Genomic DNA, 20,284 nt, shown 5'->3' on the forward strand with positions numbered 1-20,284 from the left:
AGGATATGGCCCCCTCTCGTCAAGTTAAGTGTCGCAACTCAACTTTAACCGATGAGGCCCTATCCTTCATCCTTTTTTATTCAACTGTCCAGGATGTATTGTACTCCAACATTTTTCTGTTCTTTTAGAAATTTTCACGCTTTTTCCATGTTTTTATCCGACTCTTTCCCTTTGTCTTTTGCAAGCAGAACCATTGATGCGATGATCAGCACAATACCACCCATATCCATACCGCCCAGCGGCACGCCCAGCCACACAATGCTCAGCACCGCCGATGCCACCGGCTCAATCGCTGCAAGGATGCTTCCCTTGGCTGCACCAATTCGACGCACACCCTCTAAATAACAACAAAATGCGCAGATCGTGCCGAAAGTGATAATATATAGCAGTCCTAATACGGTCACAATATCCCACTTTCCTACCACATACCATGGTTTGAATATGGCACATAATACAATTCCGCCCATCAGCATGCCAATGCCGGTAATCGGCATCGTACCATATTGCACAATCATTTCACGAGGCTGAACACTATATACGGCAAACGAAATAGCACTCATCATACACCAAAACAGCGCTTTTTCGGACAAAACAATCTGCGATGGGTCGCCATGTGTCGCCAGCAGGAACGCACCTGCCATCGCACAGGCTACAGCAAGAATCTCACTTCGGTGCGGCAAACGCTTGTCCCACAGCGCAAGCCAAAGCATGACAAGTACAAGGCCGGTGTATTGAAGTGTTGTTGCGGTTGCGGCGTTGGATAACTCGATTGAGCGAAAGAAGGAATATTGGCACATAGCCATGCCAAATAAAGCAAATACACCTATTCCGGCAACACCTTTTGCAGAACGAAAAATCGACAGTAAATTACCTCGCCCACGCAGCAGAGAATAAACAGTAAGTGTCAGACCGGCCAGCGTTAATCGAACTGATACCAGCCAGTCTGAACTTATACCGCGGTTCTGAAACAAAAACTGTCCGCAGGCCCCCGAAAAAGCCCAACAAACCCCACCGAACATCGTCAAAGCATATCCTATTTTTTCCCGTCTATCCATATCTTTCTCCTATTTTTTTACTTCCATTGTTCGGCAACAGACCAAAGGAAGTATAGCACATCTTTTTGCATTGGACCATCTTTTTGACAGTTATCCATGAAATTTGACCAGAATATAGTCCTCCCCCAGCGTCTCAATGCACTGCCACGGAATTTCCTGATCCTGCCGCGAAAACATTCCCAGCAATCCGCCCTGTCCGGGTACAACAATTGCCGTAATCTGCCCACACACCGGATCGAACACCAGATCACATACTTCTCCCAGCCGTGCCCCGTCGCAAAGGTTAATTACCTCACGGCAATGCAGATCGGAAAAACGTATCAGCCCCATGTTGTCACTCCCCCAGCGCTCTTGCGAGGTAGCTTTCTGTGCTTTCGCCCGCTCCACGATTATACCTCCCCATTTCATACAGGCAGGCAGGGTCGCTTGTCACCAAGTTGATCCGCTCTTCACAGCCCAGTGTGCACAAGAATCCCATGCCTTCTAAAATACGCTCACTTTCCTCCGAGCAGGCGCCAAACGGATAAGTATAACAAGTTGGCGTTGGCAAACCCGCTTCGCTCAACAGCTTTTGTGTCTGCTCGGTATCCTCACGCAGCAAGGCTTCATAACTTCCCTCATCTTCTCCCCGACGACGCAGGCAACCGCGGCGTTCGCCGTATTCATGAAGATTCCATGAATGATTCTGTATTTCAAACACATCCTGCATTTCTGTCAGTCGTTCCAGCCGCAGATGCGACCAATAGGCATTTTCTACTCCATTTTCTGTATACTGCGCAGTTTGGCTGCCAATTACCGAGATAACCGCACGCATACCACGTTGCTGCAGCAATGGATAGGCATATACATAATTATTGTAGTAGCCGTCATCAAAGGTAATCATGACCGGCTTTTCCGGCAACGCAACACCATCGTATACATAGGCAAGTAGGTCAGCTACCGTCACAGTTTGATATCCCCGTTCCTGCAACGCATCCAGATCTGCGGATAAAATATCCGGCGAAACAACATATTTTCCTTGTCGCGCACTGTCTTTGAGAATGCTGTGATACATCAGAACCGGCAAGCGCACACCTTGTTGCTCCGCAAGTGTCATTTCCGCCTTGCCGCGGCCCAACAAAGCCAGCGCGCAGCAAAGTGCAAGCACCGTACACACCGCCTGTAACGCCGTATGCCGGAATCCTAACTTCAAAAAAATCCCCTCCCCGGACTGCTTTTCAGATCAGCTTATGTCTGGGCAGGGGCAAATATTCGGTTCGTGCAGCAGAAACGATTGTCAGCGCTTATACTTTTCCACGCCTTCGGCATAGAGATTGCCGCCAACGCAGTCCTGCGAAACGATGGCGGTAAAATCCTCAACCGTCAGGCGCTTGATCGATTCACAGCCAAGATCATCATACGCAATGACTTCCACTTTTTTGATGGATGCCGCCTTTGCTGCTCCTGCGCCGCCAATAGCAACCATATATACCGCGCCATTGCGTTGCATCGCGTCTTGCACGGCCTGACTGCGCACACCTTTTCCAATCATACAGGTAAGGCCTGCGTCAAGCAGGCGCGGCGCGAACGGATCCATGCGACCGGAAGTCGTCGGCCCGACCGAACCAATCACCTGACCCGGTTTTGCCGGCGTAGGCCCTGCGTAATAAATCGCGGCGCCATCCAGCGAAAAGGGCAGTGTTTCCCCCGCATCCATGGCAGCCACAATTCGTTTATGTGCCGCATCGCGCGCCGTATATACCACGCCAGTCAGTGTTACGGTGTCACCCGCGCGTAGCTTAGGCGCCCATTCCTTTAATTGTTCGGTTTTCAAATCGTAGTGAGCCATACTTATTCCTCCGCTTTCGGCCGTAGATTATTCAGCACATCCCGCAAGCCGCTTTTGCTTTTCTCAGACTCACCCTTGATCAGCGCTGCGCTAATCCGATCTATCTCACCGAGCACTTCTCCTGCCTTGCGCGCCATCTCTGCCGACTCCTGCTGGCTGCGCGCAAGCACTGTACGGTAGTTTTCTTTGGTCGTGTCCAACTGCCGCTTGACCTGCTCGATCATGTCAAGCGACTGGCGGCGCAGCTTCTGTAGTTCTGCTTTGGCATCCTCCTCAATCTGCTTGGCACGGCGATAGGCCGAAAGCTCCATCTCCGCAATTTTTTCTTTGGAGGCATCATACTCCCCACACTTAGCTGTAAGCTCTGCGTTTTCCGCCGAAAGACGGTCATTTTCCGCCGCAAGTTCTTCCGCACGAGCATTTTGTGCTTCGATTTCTCCTGTCTGCATAGAAAATCCGCGCTCAATCTGGTCAAGCTGTGCACGGATTTTATCAGTATCCAGCGTCATTTCGCCCAGCCGCTCCAGCAGCTCGGCGTTTTTTGCAGTCAAGGTTTTGTTCTGCTCACTCAGTTCTGTCATGGCCGCTTGCACCTCGGTCAGCTGACGACGCAGTTCTTCGGTTTCGGCAAAGTATTTACTGTCCGTTTCCTCTATGTAATGCAGCACGTCCTCCCGCCGAAAGCCGCCGAACATTGCCCCGCGGAAGCCCTTATTCTGCTCATCCATTCCTGTATTTCCTCCACATCACTGTTCTCTATGATTAGTATTAGTATAGCAAAAAGCATTTCCAATAGCAACACAAACTACATCAGCAACCAAAAAGCATTGCTGCTGTTCGACCTTTTTACTATTTTTTCTTGCAAAAAAAGCATGGTAGTGTTATGATAAATTCATCTTGCTAAATTGAGGAAGAATGCTATGTTAGAACTAAAAGATTTTGAAGCGGCAGCAGATCGTTTGAAAAATGTGATCCACAACATCCCACTTTCCACTTCCTGTACGTTTTCCGGCATGACCGGTGCGGAAATCTACTTGAAATATGAAAATCAGCAAAAAACCGGTTCCTTTAAGGTGCGCGGTGCATACAACAAGATTATGAAGCGTTACGCTGAGGGTGATCTGCATGCAGTGGTCGCCTCTTCCGCAGGCAATCATGCACAGGGAGTCGCGTTTGCGGCCAGTTCGGTCGGTGTCAAATCGACGATTGTGATGCCCCGATCCACACCGATTGCCAAGGTGTCAGCCACACAAGGTTACGGTGCCGAGGTCGTTCTGGCAGGCAATATCTACGATGAAGCCTATGCCAAGGCTTGTGAAATCTGTGAGGAAACCGGCGCAGATTTCATCCATCCGTTTGATGATGAGGATGTCATGGCCGGTCAAGGTACAATTGCGCTTGAAATCCTGCGCGATTTACCATTTGTGGATATGATTTTTGTCCCTGCCGGCGGCGGCGGACTGATTTCAGGTGTGGCCGCCTGCGCCAAGCAAATAAACCCGCGAATTCAGGTTATTGGCGTTCAGGCTGAGGGAGCACCGGCGATTGCCAACTCCTTCCGTGCCGGCACATTAACCCCTTCGGATAATGTGCGCACAATTGCCGATGGTATCGCGGTTAAGACACCGGGCGAGAACACCTTCCATTATATCCAGAAATATGTTGACCGAGTTGTTACCGTTTCGGATGATGAGATTGCTTCAGCCGTGTTGCTGCTGCTTGAGCGCTGCAAGCAGGTCGTGGAGACTTCAGGCGCAGCCTCTCTTGCAGCTGTTCTAAACAACAAGGTCGACGTTAAGGGAAAAAAAGTTGTCTGCATCCTGTCCGGCGGCAATATAGACGTATCCTTCATTCATAAGATTGTGGAAAAGGGCCTTGTCACCCGCTGTCGTCACCTCAAGTTCTCCACCATTATGCCTGATGCCCCCGGTGCGCTTGAACGATTTGCGCATTTGGTCGCGCAGCAGAATGCCAATATCATTCGTTTTCAGCATGACCGTGTGCAGGCTGACCTGGATATCGGCGAGGCAATCATTCAGGTGGTATGTGAGGTTGGCGGCATTGAGCATGCAAAACGTTTGCTTGACGAAATGAGCCGACAAGGATATCAGGTATTTACCTCGCAAATTTAATCTATAAAGATAACATTTTTAAGCTGCCCAGATGGGTAAGCAGCTTATTTAGGAAATCAAAGAGAATGTCATCGGCTTTGGTCGGACTCATGACACTGATGCGGCGGCAAATGACGGGAAAACCCATGTAGCCACGCTAACAATCCCCCATGAGGTGAAGTAATGGAACTGGGACTGACCTTTCCTCTCCAGCGATTCCTAAAAGGAAAAGCACCGGCCTACGGCTCAGCGGCAGACCGGCGCTTCTGTTGGGATCTTCATGTCATTGACCTGCGGGGCTGCAAGTGTCTGCTGGCTGTCCACTGCCACAGCCGGTACGCCTTCGTTCGCTACGATGTCGCCCCCTTTCAGTGGACAGACATCTCCGGACTGTTCCGGAAAGGGCTAACTGAGAGCCTTACCATGGCCGGCTTTTCCCAAGAACAAGTGGAAACGTATCTGCGGCGTGCAGGCGACATCGAGGTCACCCGTACTCACGGCCGTAGGGAGGTTGCTTTTCTCAACCGAGCTTGGGAGGATGTTCTGGCACTGGATCTTTGTCTGGATATCACCAAAAAGTTCAGCCTCTGCTGGACCACGCCATCAATACCCGTCCCAGCCGATGCGTGGGCTTTGAGGGGCTCGGGAAGGGGCTTACACGTATGGAACTATGTATAGCCGATTTGTCAGATAGCATTTAACAGTAATCTGGAATAGTCAAGAAAACCGCACACCCAACTTACTTCATCAAGCGACCAGACTCCGATTTTTTATCCACCGCAAACGTTTAACAAGTGGAGGCAGATTATTCTCGTTGGCGGTGTTGCGTCGGAGGCGGTTGTAATATGTTTCGATCCAGCGAAAAATTAACTGCCGAACTTGATCCCACTTCATCGAAACGCAGTGAAGCCGATAAATTAGCTCTTTTTTTAGCGTTGCAAAAAAACTTTCCATCCGCGCATTGTCAAAACAGCAATGTGTGCGTCCCATACTCTGACGAATGGATCCATGCTGAGCGAGCAGCGTACGGTATTCCTGACTGGTGTACTGGCTGCCATGATCCGAATGCAGGATCAAACCGGTTTGATAGCCATAGCGGGAAACTGCATCGCGCAACGCATCACAGCATAAGCTGGCGCGCATATGGGGGCGCATCGCATAACCGACTACCGCGCCATCAAAACAGTCCAGAATTGCAGCAAGATACAGCTTGCCGTCTGCACATTTAATTTCGGTCATATCGCTGATGTACTTTATCCCGGGTACCGGAGCAGTAAAATCCCGCCGCACCAGATCATTGTTTTGTAATGCATGAAAATCAGTCTTTGTCAGGCTATGTGGACGCTTTTTGCGTATTAACAGATGATTTTCCTTACAAAGCCGATAACATTTCCCATAGCTTGGACGCCGTGTTTCCGGTAATGCCTCCCGCAAGCTGCGTACTCCATAGCAAGGATGCTGTTGCCGTAATTGTTTTAGGGCCGATACCGTTTCAACGTCACGGTCTGTGTCCATCGGTCTTCGTTTCCAATCATAATACCCTTCCCGGCGTACACCGAGAACCTGGCAGCACAATGCAATACTGCTGCTTTGATGATTGGCTTGGATCCATGCATACAGATGACGCGGGCGAACACCGGTTATCGACCCGCCATAAAACCCAGCGCTTTCCGAAGAATATAGTTTGCTTCGTGTAATTCTTTATTTTCACGAGTTAAACGGGCTACGGCTTGCTCTGGTGTTTCGCTCGGCTCCACACCGCGAATCTCACCTCTAGCAAGTCGCTCTGCTCGGCGCCAGCTGTATACTGTCTTCGTGGAGATGCCAAGTCGCCGGCACGCCGCGCTTACTCCGATTTCATCGGCCAGTTTCAGCACATCGGCTTTATATTCTTCCGTGTATTTCTGCCCCATCTATGACACCCTTTCTTGAATTCATTATATCACCTTGGGTGTGCGGTTTTATTGTATCACTCCAATCGATAGGGTTCTATATATGGTATCATTCAAGAAAAAAGATGGACATTATATCTCCATTGCGTTTGGCTATTGCTCTCCTATGTCGTTAGAAAACAGTCAAATACTCTACTTGAAACGCATATATAATCCGTTTTGTGTTTCTAAGAAAAGAAATGCTTTCAAAAAAACAGGGACGTTGCAGACTTTTATTCTGCAACGTCCCTGTTTTTACTTTAACAAGAGGGCTTTCTCCCTCTCCTCTCTATGCAGCAGAGAACTCAGATCTCATACCAACGAATCTCATTAGCATCCAGATCCAACCGGAAAGAACTTCCATCTCCTCGATAGACCGTGGTGGACTGAGGTTCATAGGTATTATTGACCACACAATACTTGCCATTTTTTACATAGGCGTGGACCTCCACATTATAGTTGGTGGAAAACCATGTGTGCAGTGTGTCCTCGTCATGTGTGCTCCATAGAATGGCTCGATAGAGTACGCGGCTGTTCTCAAAGCTGTAGGGCAAGCCGGAGAGATAAACTGCGCGGCCCTTTCCAAACTCGTTGACCGCCATTTGCACTTCCTTGCCCTTCTGCACCAGAATATGCGTACCTTCCAAGGCGTAGATGTTCTTCTTGCCCTCGCCGAAGTCCATCTCCCCTTTACAGTCAGCCAGAATGAAGTGGTCCGGATGCTGTTCCCAGTTGTACTTATCGTAGCCCAGAGTAAAGCCAGTCTCCTTCTCCACCCCCAACACCTTGGCCAGTTGCAGATAGCGTCCTTGATACTGGTGTCCTGCGGGTTCCCCTACACCGATAAGGCCACCGCCATTATAGACAAACGCCTTGATAGCAGAGGAAATAGCCGGGTCCTCCCACCAATCGCCGCCAGTGTGAGCTGTGTCACCATCTCCGACGTTGATGAGTACATCCACCCCATCCAAACATTTGGGGTCGGCTTTCACATCATCAAAGCTGATGAACTTCACACCAAAAGGAGCGCCAGACAAAGCCTCGATAACCCCGGCATAGGAATAGTTCTGCTTTTGATACAGCGCGTGGTGCACCATGTGGCAACCCCAGGAGCGTGCCTTACCCCAAGCGTTGAGGACGGCCACCGACTTGACGCAGTAAGGTGTGGTACCCTTAATATTTTCATACAGCTCGCGGAACTCGTCACATACGCTCTCTACATATTGTATGAATTCAGGAAAATCACAGGCCAGCTTCAGGTAGCCGCCATAGCCTATGCGGTCGATAGGCTTGCGCAGAATAGCCCGACGGGCGGTGACCCAGTTCTCTTTAGCCTCCCGGACGGGGTCTCCCCCCTCGTGGAAGGTATCAGGAAAGAAATACGGCAAGAACCGGCCTTCGGTGTATCCTACGCTTGGGATATCCGAGATAAGTCGCAAAGTCGATCCGTTGCCCACCGAGCCTACCACCGCATCCAACCCGATGGTCTTGAACTCGTCCATATAAGGTTCGGTGCCAATCCAGTGGTCTCCCAGAAACATCATAGCCTCTTTGCCCAGTTCATGGGTGATATCCACCATTTCCTTAGCCAGCTTTGCTACCTCACGACGCTGGAAGGCCATAAAATCCTTGAACTCCTTGGAGGGAACCCGGTATTGATTATTATAGTAGCCCTGATCGATAATATATTCCGGACGGAAGGGGTAGCCTACCTCTTTTTCAAATTGCTCCAGAATATAGGGAGAGACCGAGGCAGAATATCCGTACCAGTCCACATACTTCTCCCGTTTAAGCTCGTCAAAGACCAGAGTGAACTGATGGAAGAAGGTGGTGTAGCGAATAACATCCACATAAGGGTGCTCGTCAATAAATCTGCGCAGGCGCTCCATCGTGAACTTGTGGGTCTTGGGCTGGCGCACATCAAAGGTGATTTGATGCTCAAAGTCCTTCCAGTCGTTGGTCACGGCATTGTACATATGTACCGGATCCCAGATGAGATAGGCCAGAAAGCTGACAGTATAATCGTGGAAGGCCGCCGGAGCGTCCAGCACCACACATCCGCTCTCTGTATCATAGCGCCACTGGTCTACGGGAACGGGCTGACCGCTGGTGCGATCCATCACCTCCCACCAGCGTTTGATGTCGTCCCGGGTGTTGACCTTCATCAGCTCAGAGCTGATGCCCTGCATCAGCGGGATAGACAAAGGCTCCCCTACGGCAGTGTAAAAACCGCTCATAATATAACACTGCTGTACCTCATCGGGGTTTGCCTTGGCCCATGCGTTGTCCTTCCGGGTGGTATAGTAGGTGGAGTATACTTTGGCATCCACCTTCTTCAGTTCTTCCGGGTAATCGGTGCCATCGCAGTCACGTATAGCATCCGCTCCCCATTGCTCCAGCAGCTGTAAGGTCTGTGGCACCACATCTACATCCGTAGGAATGGTGACCCTTCCCCGATTGTGCTTGCTTTGGCTCATAATGCTGCCTCCTAATTAGGGTTTATAGATTTCCTGCCCTGATGCGCGATCATCAGGCCTTGCCCTACCGCTTGGGATCTTGAAAGGGCTTATTGTAGATGGCCAGAGACACAATTAGCAGCGCCACGCCCACAATCATAACGATTAGGCCGCTCATCTGACCAGTCATTTTCCAGCCGCCGATGATCATTGCCAGACCTGCGATAAAGAACAAGGCAATGAGACTCACCCGCAGCAAAGTATGCTCTATCCAAAACTTCATAACTCCACCTTATCCTTTCAAGCCGCCCACAGTCATCCCCTGAATCAGCTTCTTCTGTACGCAGATATAGAGAATCAGAGTAGGCAACATCACTATCACCAGACCGGCATACATGGTACCATACTCGGCGGCCGACTGCTGGGCCTGCATCAGATTCAGCAAGCCTACCGGCAGAGTCTTGCCACCGGTGGCAGAGTTCATCAGGGTCATAGAGATAATGTACTCATTCCAGAAAGAGAGGAAATTGAATAGGATGATGGTAATGATGGAGGGCTGGGCCATGGGGAAGATGATACTAAGCATCGTTTTGCCATATCCCGCTCCATCTATATAGGCAGCCTCCTCAAAGTCATGCGGGAGGGTTGCAAAATAGCTGGAGAGAAGGTAGATAGTAAATGGCAGTGCAGTGGCGGCGTAGACGATGGCCAGCACTACCAAATTGTTCAGCAAAAAACTGAAGCCGAAGGTGTTTTTGAGAAAGCTATCTCCATCTCGCAGCATCAGGAAGATGGGCACCACGATATAGTTGACGTTAATAAACAGTCCTGCCATAAAAGCCACGTTCAAGAACCGACGGCCACGGAAATGGAAACGGGACAGACAATAGGCCGCAGGCAAAGCCACTGCAAGTAGGATAATCAGTGCCAACACGGTGACAATCACCGAATTGAGCATGTATTCGCCCATTTTGGCAGTGTTCCATGCGTTTACAAAGTTCTGCCAGTAGAAACCAAGAGGTAGAGTCCAAGGATTGCCGTAGAATTCACTGTTCTGTTTGATGGAAGCCATAAAGACCCATACCACCGGCACTACAATAGTGACGGCCAAAGTAATCAGAACAACATAGATAAACGCTTTATAAACCTTGGTGCTGGATTGCTTTTCCTTCAATTCCATACTGTCACCCCCTTAGAATTCCAGAGGCTCCCGCTTAGTGGCTTTGCCAACCATGGCGGAGAGCAGGAAAGAAAACAGAAAAATTACCACACCGATTGCCATGGAGTAGCCATACAGGCCGGCATCCTTTTGACCGTACATATAGGACAAAGCCACCTCGGAGGCGCCATTAGGTCCGCCGGAGGTCATGGCCTTAACGAACAGGAATGCCATGTTGATGGTGGAGATGATAAAGAAAGTCAGAGTCGTGCGGATATTAGTCCAAATAAGAGGAATGGTGATCTGGAAAAACTGAGTTACCCGTCCCGCGCCATCCAGGCTGGCTGACTCATAAAGGCTTCCGGGTACGCTGGCCATGGATGCCATGTACATAACCATATAGTAACCAATGGCCTGCCAGATCATGGCGATGATGATACTCGGCACTACCAGTGGGGCGTCCTTCCACAGCACGGTCACAGTCTCTCCCCGGAATAAGGAAAGAATACTGTTGAGCATGCCATTCTCCGGCTTATAAATGGCAGAGAAAATACCGGAAATAACCACTACGGACAGAATATTCGGAATATAAAAGATAATTCGGAAAATATTGGTGCCCCTAATTTTTTCATGGGTCATAATGCTGGCAAAAATCAAGGCCAGAGCAAAGGTAATAATTGTAACAATGACCACCATTAAAATTGTGTTCTGCATAGCGCGGATAAACTGGGTATCCCGAATCAAAGCCTGAAAATTGGCCATGCCCACGAAGGTCTCCGTAGGAGAGTATGCACCCCGCTCATACAGGGACATGCGGAAAACATTTAAGGTTGGAAGGATCATGAAGATGAAAAATAAGATGACAGCGGGTGCTACACATAGCACAATAAAGCGACTACGCCCCTTGTTTTTTCTCACGCGCTCAGCTCCTTTCTGGGTTGCAACTTATTTCCCCAGATGATTCATATTGGCTTTAAAAAAGGGGGACGGCGAGCGGGCCACCGTCCGCCGTCCCCCTTGTGACTATCTGCTGTGTTATCTCGAAATTCAGCTCAGATTGGCACGCATTTGATCGCTGGCTGTTTTGATACTGCTGACCCACTCATCCTTGGTCATGGAACCGGATACCAGCGCGTTGACAGGATCGAAGAAGACCTCACGCACTGTGCCCAAACCAGCCACAGACTTGTAAGAAGCAAAAGCGCCCAAAGCGGCTATCGCGCCGTCATCATAGATGCCATAGAAGATCTGATTATCGCCGGTGAGCTTATCTACGATGCCGGCCACGGGCTGGGCAGCACCAGCTGCTGCAAACAGGTCTACCGCAGTGTCACTGTACATGAACGCAATGAACTGCTTGGCGGCATCCACATTGGCGGCACCTGCGGGAATCCACATCTGCTCGAAGAAGGTGTAGCTGTATCGATCGCCGCCGTCGGTGATGGCGGGCAGGGCGGTCATGCCCCACTCAAAGCCGTCGGCCCGGGGCGCCTCAGCCATTTCACCCACGATCCAGGTGCCATTAGGCATGAACAGGGCCTTGTTGTCCAGTACCAGCTGCTGGTTCTGAGTGAAGTCCTGATCGTTTGCCTGAGCGGGAGTGATGGGATTGGTGTAGGAAGCGAGCTTCTCTACGATGTTAAAGCAGGTCTGCGCTGCTTTAGAGTCCCAGATGCCCTCTGCATAGTGTGTAGCGTCGAAGAAGAAGTCCTCGCCGCCCGCCTCGTACATCAGTGCATAGAAGAACGCATCGAAGTAACCTGTGGTAGGATAAGTAAACAGGGAGATGCCTTCTGCGGCAGCCTTGTCACCCAACGCCCACATCTCGTCCCAAGTGGCGGGCACTTCCCAGCCCTTCTCTGCAAACAGGCCCTTATTATAGAACAGGCCGCAAGGAGAGTAGAACATAGGGGCCAGATAGGTCTTGCCGTCGGCATAGGGGTTGGTGGTAGAGTTGTCATTGATAAAGCCGGGGATGATCTTGTCTCCCACAGTCACGTCCTCGCCGGGCACGTTCATAGACAATACATCGGTAATCTCAGCGATGTTTTTATCCTTAATAAACTGCTCGGTCAGGCCAGCCTCGCGGCCTACAGCCAGATGAATTACATCAGGATACTCGCCGCCCTGCATAGCGGGTCCGATGACATCCTCCAACTTCTTATCGGTGACCAACTCTACGTTGATGCCGGTCTCCTTGGTAAACGCATCGGTTACCTGCTTCCACACATCGGTGCCGTAGCTGGTCTCGATGGCAGCTACCTTAATAGTGGTGCCGGCCAGGTCACTGCCGCTGCCAGAGTTTTCACCAGCAGAGGCGCCGCCGGAAGTGTCATTGCCACCGCCGCAGGCCGACAGAAGGCTAAGAGACATTGCTGCCGCAAGTGTCAGGCTTACAATTTTCTTCCCTTTCATTCTTCATTGTACCTCCTTCAATTTAAATAGCATGTCAATCAGAAATCTAAAACTTATGGTTCTTGATCTCCTTTCTAAGTAAAAAGTATATTGATTTCCACCATGATAACAAGGCATTTGTTGCGATACTTTTTAGAATTATTGCTTTTCTCGTTTTTTTTGTAGTAAAATATTCGATTTCATCCAATTGATTTGTGTATTTTGCTATCCAAACTGGATGCTCACCCTTTTATGCGCACGTTTTCTACAGTTAAGCGCGCAAGAAAATTCACTCAGTCATAGAAGTTGCACAAAAGCCAGAAAGGGATTATAATAATTTCGACCAAAGAGATCAATCTGTACGAAAGGGGATTATTGTGAGCAGCCAATATTATATCATCTGTCAAGACGCCTCCCCTTCCCTGCCCAAAAGTCAGGCGAAGCTACTGAGCATTTCTTGGGCGCAGTACAGTCAGGAGTGGAATTCCTCCCTCCATACCCATAATCACGCTGAATTGTTTTTTGTCATCAGGGGACGAGGAAGTTTTCAACTTCAAAACCGACAACTCTCTGTCAGCAGCCGCGACCTCGTCATTATCAATGCAGGTGTGCTACACACCGAACTGAGTCAGTCCGGCAGCCCCATGGAGTATATTGTGCTGGGAGTGGACAGTCTGGAGGTGCTGGCTGATGCCTGCGGCTATGTCCAGTCCCATTTCTATACCGGCTGGGACGAGATTGTCAGCTTTCTGCGTCTGATGCTTCAGGAAGTGCGTGACGAGCTCCCCGGCCACCAGCACGTCTGCCAGAATCTGCTGGAAGTGATACTATTGCGGCTACTGCGTCAAAACGATCTGACCCTTACTGCCTCCGCTGGTGACCACAGCAACAGCCGAGAGTGCGACTTTGTACGACGGTATATTGATGACCATTTCAAGGAGAACCTGACATTGGATCAGCTGGCTGCCCTGGCTCATATCAACAAGTATCATCTGGCCCACACCTTCCGCAAAGAATACAACACCTCGCCTATCAGCTATCAAATCTCCCGTCGGATTCAGGAAAGCCGTATGCTGCTTGTCAGCACTGACTTCAATCTATCTCAGATCGCTCAGATCTTGGGTTTTTCCTCCCTGAGTTACTTTTCGCAAAGTTTTCGCCGCCTTGAGGGGATTAGTCCTATGGAATACCGGAAATGCAATCGTCCTGCTTCCAAATAGGTCCGCTGCATATAAATAGTATAAGAGAATTAGGCTTTGACTGCGAAACTTCATCATACACCTACGCCGATACACTAAGCATCACACGAATGAAATGATTTTCACGACACCGTAATTCGTGTTCCGGCAACAAACTTGTTCTTTCCTTACTTTATCCAGCACATCATTCAACAAACCGGTCTTTCTCAATCAGAAAATGCACTCGCACACAGGAAAATTACGCAATTTTCTTATAAGTTTGTCATTTTTCGGCATAAAAAATATAAATACGCCTTGACGAAGCGAGCATTATTGTATAGAATAGTGAAAGCTGTTTGCATTGTTCGCAATAAGCATTGCTTTACTTGGCAACAGTTCAAGCAGCAAACAAAATGAAGGGATCGAAATGTTGTGGAAAAGAAAGAATTCCAACCTTATGTTCCCGCCAACAAAGTCATGCCTGAATTCACAGTAGTATCCATCCTACTGGGTGCCATTCTGGCAGTTGTCTTTGGCGGCGCGAACGCCTATCTGGGCCTGCGAGTCGGCATGACGGTGTCTGCCTCCATTCCCGCAGCCGTTATCTCGATGGGCATTATCCGAAAAATCCTGCGCCGGGACTCCATTCTGGAGAACAACATGGTGCAGACCATCGGCTCTGCCGGCGAGTCCGTTGCGGCCGGCGCAATTTTTACGCTTCCTGCCTTGTTCATGTGGGCAAAGGATGGCCTGTGCGATGTGCCGTCTCTGGTGGAAATCGGCCTGATCGCGCTGTGCGGCGGCGTGCTGGGCGTCCTGATGATGGTTCCCCTGCGCAGTGCGCTAATCGTAAAGGAGCACGGCGTGCTGGCCTATCCCGAGGGACAGGCTTGTGCCGAAGTCCTGATCGCTGGCGAAGAAGGCGGCTCCAAGGCGTCTACCGTATTCTCCGGTCTGTTCATTGCCGCCATCTACAAGTTTGTGGCAGACGGTCTGAAAATCTTCCCGAGCGAAATCACCTATGATATTCCCGCCTATAAGGGTTCGGGCGTCGGTATTGATGTGCTGCCCGCTCTTGCTGGTGTTGGCTACATCTGCGGCGCACGGGTATCTTCTTACCTGTTTGCTGGCGGTGTGCTGGGCTGGCTGGTTATCATGCCGCTCATGTGCCTGTTCGGCGGCGACGCCATCCTCTTCCCTGTCACCGACATGACCATCAGTCAGCAGGTCGCGAAAAGCGGTGTTTCCGCCCTGTGGGGTAACTATTTGCGTTACATCGGCGCCGGTGCGGTGGCCTGCGGCGGTGTGCTGAGCCTTTTGAAATCCCTGCCCATGATTATCCGCACCTTTAAGGATTCCATGGGTGTTTACGGCAAGGGCCGCGAGGCCAGCAGCCTGCGCACTCAGCAGGATCTCTCGATGCGTAGCGTGCTGATCGGTATTCTGATCGTAGCGTTGGCCCTGTGGCTGATTCCCGCCATCCCGCTGAATTTCTTCACAGCGCTGATCGTTATTGTCTTCGGCTTCTTCTTTGCAACCGTGTCCTCCCGTATGGTCGGCCTGATCGGCTCGTCCAACAACCCGGTTTCGGGCATGGCGATTGCTACCCTGCTGATTTCCACCATCCTGCTGAAATCCACCGGCACGGTCGGTGCGGAAGGCATGACGGCCGCCATCGTCATCGGCGGCATCATCTGCGTAATCGCTGCGATCGCAGGCGATACCTCGCAGGACCTCAAAACCGGCTTTTTGGTTGGCTCCACCCCCAGAAAGCAGCAGATTGGTGAACTCATCGGTGTAGTGGTTTCCTCCATTGCCATCGGCGGTATCCTTTATCTGCTGTCCATGGCTTGGGGCGGCTACGGCTCGGATGCTCTGCCCGCGCCGCAGGCGATGCTGATGAAGATGATCGTCGAAGGCGTTATGGGCGGCAACCTGCCTTGGAACCTTGTTTTTGCCGGCGTGTTTATCGCTCTGGTTATCGAGATTCTGGGCCTCCCGGTTCTGCCGGTTTCTCTCGGCCTGTACCTGCCCATCTATCTTTCGGTTCCGATTATGCTGGGCGGCGTACTGCGCTGGTTCCTTGACAGACGGAAGTACGGCTCCGAAAAGGAAAAGAATACGGTCATCCAGTCCGGTATTCTATATTCTTCCGGTCTGATTGCCGGTGAAGGTATCGTCGGCATTGTGCTGGCAATGCTGGCCGTCATTCCGATGGGTGCGGACAGCAACGTCGGTGCATTCATCGACCTGAGCAGCAGTTTCAGTATCGGCCGAATCGGCGGTCTGATTGTATTTGCACTTCTGCTACTGAGCATCTACTTCTTCGCAACCAAGGAACAGAAGAACGCTAAATAAAAAAAGATTGCTTTCTTTTAAGCAGGGCTGTATACTTTGGTATGCAGCTCTATTTGATTATTATAGGAGTGTAAAAAATGGCAAAGAAGCAGGAAAATTATCTGGACTTTATCCCTGTAATCAATCCTAAAAACAGTTGGACACAGGATAAACAGGGTATCGTCACGATTGATATGGTGCATCGCGGCTTTTACGCACGCATTGCGCAGAAATTCTTTCACACCCCGCGCATTAGCCACATCAAGCTGGATGAGTACGGCAGTTTTCTCTGGAAAGAGATTGACGGGACTCGAACCGTAGGTGCTTTGGCGCAGAAAATGAAGGCGCAGTTCGGCGACAAGGCTGAACCGTTGTATGATCGACTGGTGCAATATATGCAGATCCTGCATAACAACCGTTTTATCCTGTTCCGTGGAAAGGACAAGGCCGCATCATGACAACAGGACAGATTATTTTCGGCATTTTTTTGTTTGCTGTGGTCACTGCAATTCTGTACGTCTGGGGATTGCGCAAGAGCATAACTCAGACCGCTGATCTGGAGCGAATTCTGCTCAGTAAATGCGCGGCCCGCGTGATCAAATATCTGAAGCATAACCCAACCATCACGCAAAAGGAAATCGCGCATCAAATTAAAAACGTAAAAGCTGGACTGTTCTGGTCTCGTAATCATGTAGAAGTGCAGAATTCCTCTGCTTTTGCCAAAAATTTGATCCGCTATATGCTGGACCAGCATCTTCTGGAACAAGCCGGTAATGCCTGCTATAGGCGAAAATCATAATAAATTGCAAAAAGGAGCATCATACAATGAATGTTTTAACACAACTGGAGCCTCAAAACGTATTCAGTTTTTTTGAACAAATGTGTGCTATCCCTCATGGTTCCGGCAATACTAAAGCTATCAGTGACTGGTGTGCCGCTTTTGCACGAGAGCGAAATCTGGAATACCACCAAGATGCCGATAACAATATTATTATCATCAAAGAAGCGACACCCGGTTATGAGCAGGCAGAACCTGTGATTTTGCAGGGGCACTTGGATATGGTATGCGAGAAAGAGTCGGGCTGCACTAAAAATATGGAAAAAGAAGGTCTGGATCTTGAGATTGATGGTGACTTCATTCGTGCCAAGGGTACCACTCTGGGTGGCGATGATGGCATTGCTGTTGCCATGGCTCTGGCAGTTCTCGACGCCAACGACATCGCTCATCCGCGTGTGGAAGCCGTTTTTACCACCGACGAAGAAATTGGCCTATTAGGGGCAAGTTCGCTTGATGCCAGCCCGCTAAAAGGCCGTAAAATGATAAATATAGACTCGGAAGTCGAGGGAATCTTTACCGTCAGTTGTGCAGGTGGCAACACCACTACCTGCACCCTGCCGCTGTGCCGCAGCGCTTTTTCTGGCTGCACGCTGCGTGTCACAGTTGGTGGCCTGACAGGCGGACACTCCGGCACCGAAATTGACAAAGGCCGTGCCAACGCGAATATGCTGATGGGTCGTGTGCTCCAGACCATTGCCGCCCGCACAGAACTGCGCCTTTTAGCTGTCAACGGCGGTTTAAAGAATAACGCCATTCCGGTCGAGTCTGTTGCCTGTATTGTGGTCGAGAACGAAACCAAAGCGCACGATGCCATCATAGAGATAACACAAGCACTGCAAGCTGAATACCACCTTACCGACCCTGCCCTATTTGTCAGTGCACAATCGGAAGAAGCGGCTCAAAATCCTCTGGATGCAGAAACCACCGATAAAGTCCTTTGCATGCTGACCTGCCTGCCGAACGGTATTCAAGCCATGAGCGCTGATATTCCGGGATTGGTGCAGACTTCCCTGAACCTCGGTATTTTAACCACAGCCGAAGAGGAATTATGCGCCGTTTTCAGCCTGCGCAGTTCGTTCGATTCTCAAAAGGAGATGCTCAAAAACCGTATAACTTGCCTTATGACGCAACTGGGCGGTCATGTAGAATTTGAAGGAGATTACACTGGCTGGCAGTATCAGGAGCACTCTCCTCTGCGTGAATTGATGGCAGAAGTTTTCGAAGATCAGTACGGAAAGGCTCCCCAAATCGAAGCCATCCACGCCGGTTTGGAGTGTGGGCTGTTTGCCGGCAAAATTCCCGGCTTGGACTGCATTTCCATCGGCCCCAATCTTATGGAGATTCACACGCCCCGTGAGCGCATGAGCATCAGCTCAGTGCAGCGTGTATGGAGATTCCTGACGGAAGTGCTCAAGCGTTCCAAATGATGGTTCGCCAGATCTATCCTTATCCCTGAAACATGCAGCATGCTTTGCTGCATGCCTAAGTATGGCTACTTCTCCTGTGGCAAAAAACCAGAAAGCCATGCCTTTGTGGTGAAGATAAATGTAGAATATTGGACTCGTTGACAAATCCCTTATTTGGCAATCCCTATGTTATAATAAGAAACAAGGGATGGATTGCGCATGATGGGACGACAGAGCGGACAAATAAACATAATGATCATGGCCCTAACAGTATTGATTCCGAACAATCATTTACTGCGAAGAATTTGACAAGCCATTTCATTCAATTTTATTTATGATATTCTGGAACCATATCATTCCTCAAACGATCGCCCATCGATTGCCCCTGTGAATATGTTTAAAATGTTACTGGTTTGGTATTTATATGGGATAAAATCGGAACGGCGCTTGGGCAGGAAATCCAGTTAAACATTGCGTATCGGTGGTTCTGTGGTTGAAATTCCGGATCACTCTACGTTCAGTAAAACGCGACTACGCAAGTGGAACGAGAGTCAGCTGTTTCAACAGGTGTTTTTAAAAATCGTCCAACGTTGCGTAAAGGACGCCATTGGCTATTTGATGGAATCGACCGTAGACTGTAAATATGGGAGCCTAACTGGTGTAGATGTATACCCAGCCAGCGAAAAAGAGAGTCTTCTGGTTTTACTGCACTTAGAGTGACAGATTAAAAATGGTGTTCCAATGCAAAGCATTGCATTGGATCGTGGCTACAATACCGGTGCTGTTCATCGCGGTCTGGAACCGCTGGGTATTACCGGATACATTCCAGCTATTCGCTTTTTCAATTCTCCGGAAAAGTACGGTTTTTTCTATCTACCCCAAGAAAATGCGTTTTGTTGCCTGGAAGGCGTCAAGCTTGTTTACCAACGGTTAAACTGCAGCCAAACAACCGGAAAATATTTGCGATGTTATCAGGTGCAAGGCGATACTTGCAAGCAGTATAAGCGAAACGCCATCTGCTTTAAGCAAACAGGCGTTGGGCGCAGAATTCTTGGAAGTAGTTGCTATCCTGCTTTCTATAGAGGGCACCAACGTATTGGCAGCGCTACCTACCGGCATATGATGCGCCTGCGTAAAATATGGGCAGTGGGATCGTTCTGTGTACTGAAACCAGAACATTGTCTTTCTAAGGTCAGAAATCAGAAAATTCAGATAAATAAGAGCAAGATAAAAAAGGTCTAACTGATCAGCAAAATCAGTTAGACCTTTTCTCTACAGGTATAAAATGAGGATTTTTAGGCTGCTGCAAGCCACCCGATTTTTTTCAAGCTCAATCAATCGGTATTTAACGAGCGCTATCAATCTGCTATCAAATGGGGATTTGGAAAATCAAAAAGTCAGTGTTTTCAAAGGTTTTCGGGCCCTCATATCCATTTTTGCTTATTCCCACTAGATAAATCCTATATTGGAAAGTCTATTTTCAGTTGATCAGCAGATAATTTACCCATAGTTTTAGCGGCTTTTATCTGCTATTCGTGTTTGCAGAATTTCTTAGTATCAAAACAGTATCACGGCTACTGGCCGCTCTATC

The 20,284-nt window shown here is 49.6% G+C and carries 21 protein-coding genes; 9 read left to right on the forward strand and 12 right to left on the reverse strand.

The window, feature by feature from the left end; all coding sequences use genetic code 11:
• Positions 1-134: 134 nt before the first annotated feature.
• The 5 genes from ACTQ3V_RS12205 to ACTQ3V_RS12225 all read right to left on the reverse strand — a co-directional run bounded on the left by ACTQ3V_RS12205 (position 135) and on the right by ACTQ3V_RS12225 (position 3,611).
• Positions 135-1,055 carry a DMT family transporter gene (locus tag ACTQ3V_RS12205; protein WP_441467749.1) on the reverse strand — a complete coding sequence of 307 codons (921 nt, stop codon included), beginning with the start codon at positions 1,053-1,055 and terminating at the stop codon, positions 135-137.
• A 90-nt stretch (positions 1,056-1,145) separates the two neighbouring features.
• Positions 1,146-1,385 (reverse strand): YlmC/YmxH family sporulation protein, encoded by a 240-nt coding sequence (locus ACTQ3V_RS12210; protein ID WP_441467750.1) that lies wholly within the window; start codon positions 1,383-1,385, stop codon positions 1,146-1,148.
• 4 nt (positions 1,386-1,389) lie between these two features.
• Positions 1,390-2,247, reverse strand: coding sequence for a polysaccharide deacetylase family protein (locus ACTQ3V_RS12215; RefSeq protein ID WP_441467751.1), 858 nt, complete (start codon positions 2,245-2,247; stop codon positions 1,390-1,392).
• 84 nt (positions 2,248-2,331) lie between these two features.
• A complete protein-coding gene (locus ACTQ3V_RS12220; RefSeq protein ID WP_441467752.1) occupies positions 2,332-2,883 on the reverse strand; it encodes a Fe-S-containing hydro-lyase in 552 nt (183 codons plus the stop codon).
• Positions 2,884-2,885: 2 nt separating this feature from the next.
• Positions 2,886-3,611 carry a hypothetical protein gene (locus tag ACTQ3V_RS12225; protein WP_441467753.1) on the reverse strand — a complete coding sequence of 242 codons (726 nt, stop codon included), beginning with the start codon at positions 3,609-3,611 and terminating at the stop codon, positions 2,886-2,888.
• 192 nt (positions 3,612-3,803) lie between these two features.
• Between ACTQ3V_RS12225 and ilvA the strand changes: the two genes are divergently transcribed.
• Both ilvA and ACTQ3V_RS12235 read left to right on the forward strand, forming a co-directional pair.
• Positions 3,804-5,015 carry a threonine ammonia-lyase gene (gene ilvA / locus ACTQ3V_RS12230; RefSeq protein WP_441467754.1) on the forward strand — a complete coding sequence of 404 codons (1,212 nt, stop codon included), beginning with the start codon at positions 3,804-3,806 and terminating at the stop codon, positions 5,013-5,015.
• A 162-nt stretch (positions 5,016-5,177) separates the two neighbouring features.
• Entirely contained in the window at positions 5,178-5,672 is a 495-nt protein-coding gene (locus tag ACTQ3V_RS12235) for a DUF6933 domain-containing protein (RefSeq protein WP_441467755.1), read from the forward strand.
• Positions 5,673-5,741: 69 nt separating this feature from the next.
• On the opposite strand, the gene ACTQ3V_RS12240 is transcribed toward ACTQ3V_RS12235, so the two are convergent.
• The 7 genes from ACTQ3V_RS12240 to ACTQ3V_RS12270 all read right to left on the reverse strand — a co-directional run bounded on the left by ACTQ3V_RS12240 (position 5,742) and on the right by ACTQ3V_RS12270 (position 12,955).
• Positions 5,742-6,692 carry an IS3 family transposase gene (locus ACTQ3V_RS12240; RefSeq protein ID WP_441467772.1) on the reverse strand — a complete coding sequence of 317 codons (951 nt, stop codon included), beginning with the start codon at positions 6,690-6,692 and terminating at the stop codon, positions 5,742-5,744.
• On the reverse strand, positions 6,635-6,907 hold the full coding sequence (locus ACTQ3V_RS12245) for a transposase (RefSeq protein WP_441467756.1): 273 nt from the start codon (positions 6,905-6,907) through the stop codon (positions 6,635-6,637). The genes ACTQ3V_RS12240 and ACTQ3V_RS12245 overlap by 58 nt, the downstream gene beginning before the upstream one ends.
• 323 nt (positions 6,908-7,230) lie before the next feature.
• Positions 7,231-9,402 (reverse strand): 1,3-beta-galactosyl-N-acetylhexosamine phosphorylase, encoded by a 2,172-nt coding sequence (gnpA, locus tag ACTQ3V_RS12250; protein ID WP_441467757.1) that lies wholly within the window; start codon positions 9,400-9,402, stop codon positions 7,231-7,233.
• Positions 9,403-9,466: 64 nt separating this feature from the next.
• On the reverse strand, positions 9,467-9,664 hold the full coding sequence (locus ACTQ3V_RS12255; RefSeq protein WP_441467758.1) for a DUF6903 family protein: 198 nt from the start codon (positions 9,662-9,664) through the stop codon (positions 9,467-9,469).
• A gap of 9 nt (positions 9,665-9,673) precedes the next feature.
• On the reverse strand, positions 9,674-10,561 hold the full coding sequence (locus tag ACTQ3V_RS12260; RefSeq protein WP_441467759.1) for a carbohydrate ABC transporter permease: 888 nt from the start codon (positions 10,559-10,561) through the stop codon (positions 9,674-9,676).
• A 12-nt stretch (positions 10,562-10,573) separates the two neighbouring features.
• Positions 10,574-11,458 carry a carbohydrate ABC transporter permease gene (locus tag ACTQ3V_RS12265; RefSeq protein WP_441467760.1) on the reverse strand — a complete coding sequence of 295 codons (885 nt, stop codon included), beginning with the start codon at positions 11,456-11,458 and terminating at the stop codon, positions 10,574-10,576.
• A gap of 129 nt (positions 11,459-11,587) precedes the next feature.
• Complete coding sequence (locus tag ACTQ3V_RS12270) at positions 11,588-12,955, reverse strand: carbohydrate ABC transporter substrate-binding protein (RefSeq protein WP_441467761.1); 1,368 nt, start codon at positions 12,953-12,955, stop codon at positions 11,588-11,590.
• Between the two features lie 356 nt (positions 12,956-13,311).
• Between ACTQ3V_RS12270 and ACTQ3V_RS12275 the strand changes: the two genes are divergently transcribed.
• The 7 genes from ACTQ3V_RS12275 (at position 13,312) to ACTQ3V_RS12305 (ending at position 19,935) form a co-directional block, all read left to right on the forward strand.
• Entirely contained in the window at positions 13,312-14,154 is an 843-nt protein-coding gene (locus ACTQ3V_RS12275; RefSeq protein ID WP_441467762.1) for a helix-turn-helix transcriptional regulator, read from the forward strand.
• 435 nt (positions 14,155-14,589) lie between these two features.
• A complete protein-coding gene (locus ACTQ3V_RS12280; protein WP_441467773.1) occupies positions 14,590-16,470 on the forward strand; it encodes an OPT family oligopeptide transporter in 1,881 nt (626 codons plus the stop codon).
• A gap of 77 nt (positions 16,471-16,547) precedes the next feature.
• A complete protein-coding gene (locus ACTQ3V_RS12285) occupies positions 16,548-16,907 on the forward strand; it encodes a PqqD family protein (RefSeq protein WP_441467763.1) in 360 nt (119 codons plus the stop codon).
• Positions 16,904-17,248 (forward strand): hypothetical protein, encoded by a 345-nt coding sequence (locus tag ACTQ3V_RS12290; protein ID WP_441467764.1) that lies wholly within the window; start codon positions 16,904-16,906, stop codon positions 17,246-17,248. The genes ACTQ3V_RS12285 and ACTQ3V_RS12290 overlap by 4 nt, the downstream gene beginning before the upstream one ends.
• A 26-nt stretch (positions 17,249-17,274) precedes the next feature.
• Positions 17,275-18,714: an aminoacyl-histidine dipeptidase gene (locus tag ACTQ3V_RS12295; RefSeq protein WP_441467765.1), complete on the forward strand. Its 1,440-nt coding sequence runs from the start codon at positions 17,275-17,277 to the stop codon at positions 18,712-18,714.
• 294 nt (positions 18,715-19,008) lie between these two features.
• Positions 19,009-19,161: a transposase gene (locus ACTQ3V_RS15775; RefSeq protein WP_502918988.1), complete on the forward strand. Its 153-nt coding sequence runs from the start codon at positions 19,009-19,011 to the stop codon at positions 19,159-19,161.
• 273 nt (positions 19,162-19,434) lie between these two features.
• Positions 19,435-19,935, forward strand: a complete 501-nt coding sequence (locus ACTQ3V_RS12305; RefSeq protein ID WP_441467766.1) for a hypothetical protein — start codon at positions 19,435-19,437, stop codon at positions 19,933-19,935.
• The last annotated feature ends 349 nt before the right edge of the window (positions 19,936-20,284 follow it).

The organism is Candidatus Agathobaculum pullicola, from assembly GCF_052117205.1.
GTDB classification, from domain to species: Bacteria; Bacillota; Clostridia; order Oscillospirales; family Butyricicoccaceae; genus Agathobaculum; species Agathobaculum pullicola.

Coding starts and splice junctions, on each gene's coding strand:
- ACTQ3V_RS12205 (WP_441467749.1), bottom strand. CDS start 1,055: ATGGATAGACGGGAAAAAATAGGATATGCTTTGACGATGTTCGGTGGG.
- ACTQ3V_RS12210 (WP_441467750.1), bottom strand. CDS start 1,385: ATGGGGCTGATACGTTTTTCCGATCTGCATTGCCGTGAGGTAATTAAC.
- ACTQ3V_RS12220 (WP_441467752.1), bottom strand. CDS start 2,883: ATGGCTCACTACGATTTGAAAACCGAACAATTAAAGGAATGGGCGCCT.
- ACTQ3V_RS12225 (WP_441467753.1), bottom strand. CDS start 3,611: ATGGATGAGCAGAATAAGGGCTTCCGCGGGGCAATGTTCGGCGGCTTT.
- ilvA (WP_441467754.1), top strand. CDS start 3,804: ATGTTAGAACTAAAAGATTTTGAAGCGGCAGCAGATCGTTTGAAAAAT.
- ACTQ3V_RS12235 (WP_441467755.1), top strand. CDS start 5,178: ATGGAACTGGGACTGACCTTTCCTCTCCAGCGATTCCTAAAAGGAAAA.
- ACTQ3V_RS12245 (WP_441467756.1), bottom strand. CDS start 6,907: ATGGGGCAGAAATACACGGAAGAATATAAAGCCGATGTGCTGAAACTG.
- gnpA (WP_441467757.1), bottom strand. CDS start 9,402: ATGAGCCAAAGCAAGCACAATCGGGGAAGGGTCACCATTCCTACGGAT.
- ACTQ3V_RS12255 (WP_441467758.1), bottom strand. CDS start 9,664: ATGAAGTTTTGGATAGAGCATACTTTGCTGCGGGTGAGTCTCATTGCC.
- ACTQ3V_RS12260 (WP_441467759.1), bottom strand. CDS start 10,561: ATGGAATTGAAGGAAAAGCAATCCAGCACCAAGGTTTATAAAGCGTTT.
- ACTQ3V_RS12270 (WP_441467761.1), bottom strand. CDS start 12,955: ATGAAAGGGAAGAAAATTGTAAGCCTGACACTTGCGGCAGCAATGTCT.
- ACTQ3V_RS12280 (WP_441467773.1), top strand. CDS start 14,590: ATGCCTGAATTCACAGTAGTATCCATCCTACTGGGTGCCATTCTGGCA.
- ACTQ3V_RS12285 (WP_441467763.1), top strand. CDS start 16,548: ATGGCAAAGAAGCAGGAAAATTATCTGGACTTTATCCCTGTAATCAAT.
- ACTQ3V_RS12290 (WP_441467764.1), top strand. CDS start 16,904: ATGACAACAGGACAGATTATTTTCGGCATTTTTTTGTTTGCTGTGGTC.
- ACTQ3V_RS12295 (WP_441467765.1), top strand. CDS start 17,275: ATGAATGTTTTAACACAACTGGAGCCTCAAAACGTATTCAGTTTTTTT.
- ACTQ3V_RS12305 (WP_441467766.1), top strand. CDS start 19,435: ATGCAAAGCATTGCATTGGATCGTGGCTACAATACCGGTGCTGTTCAT.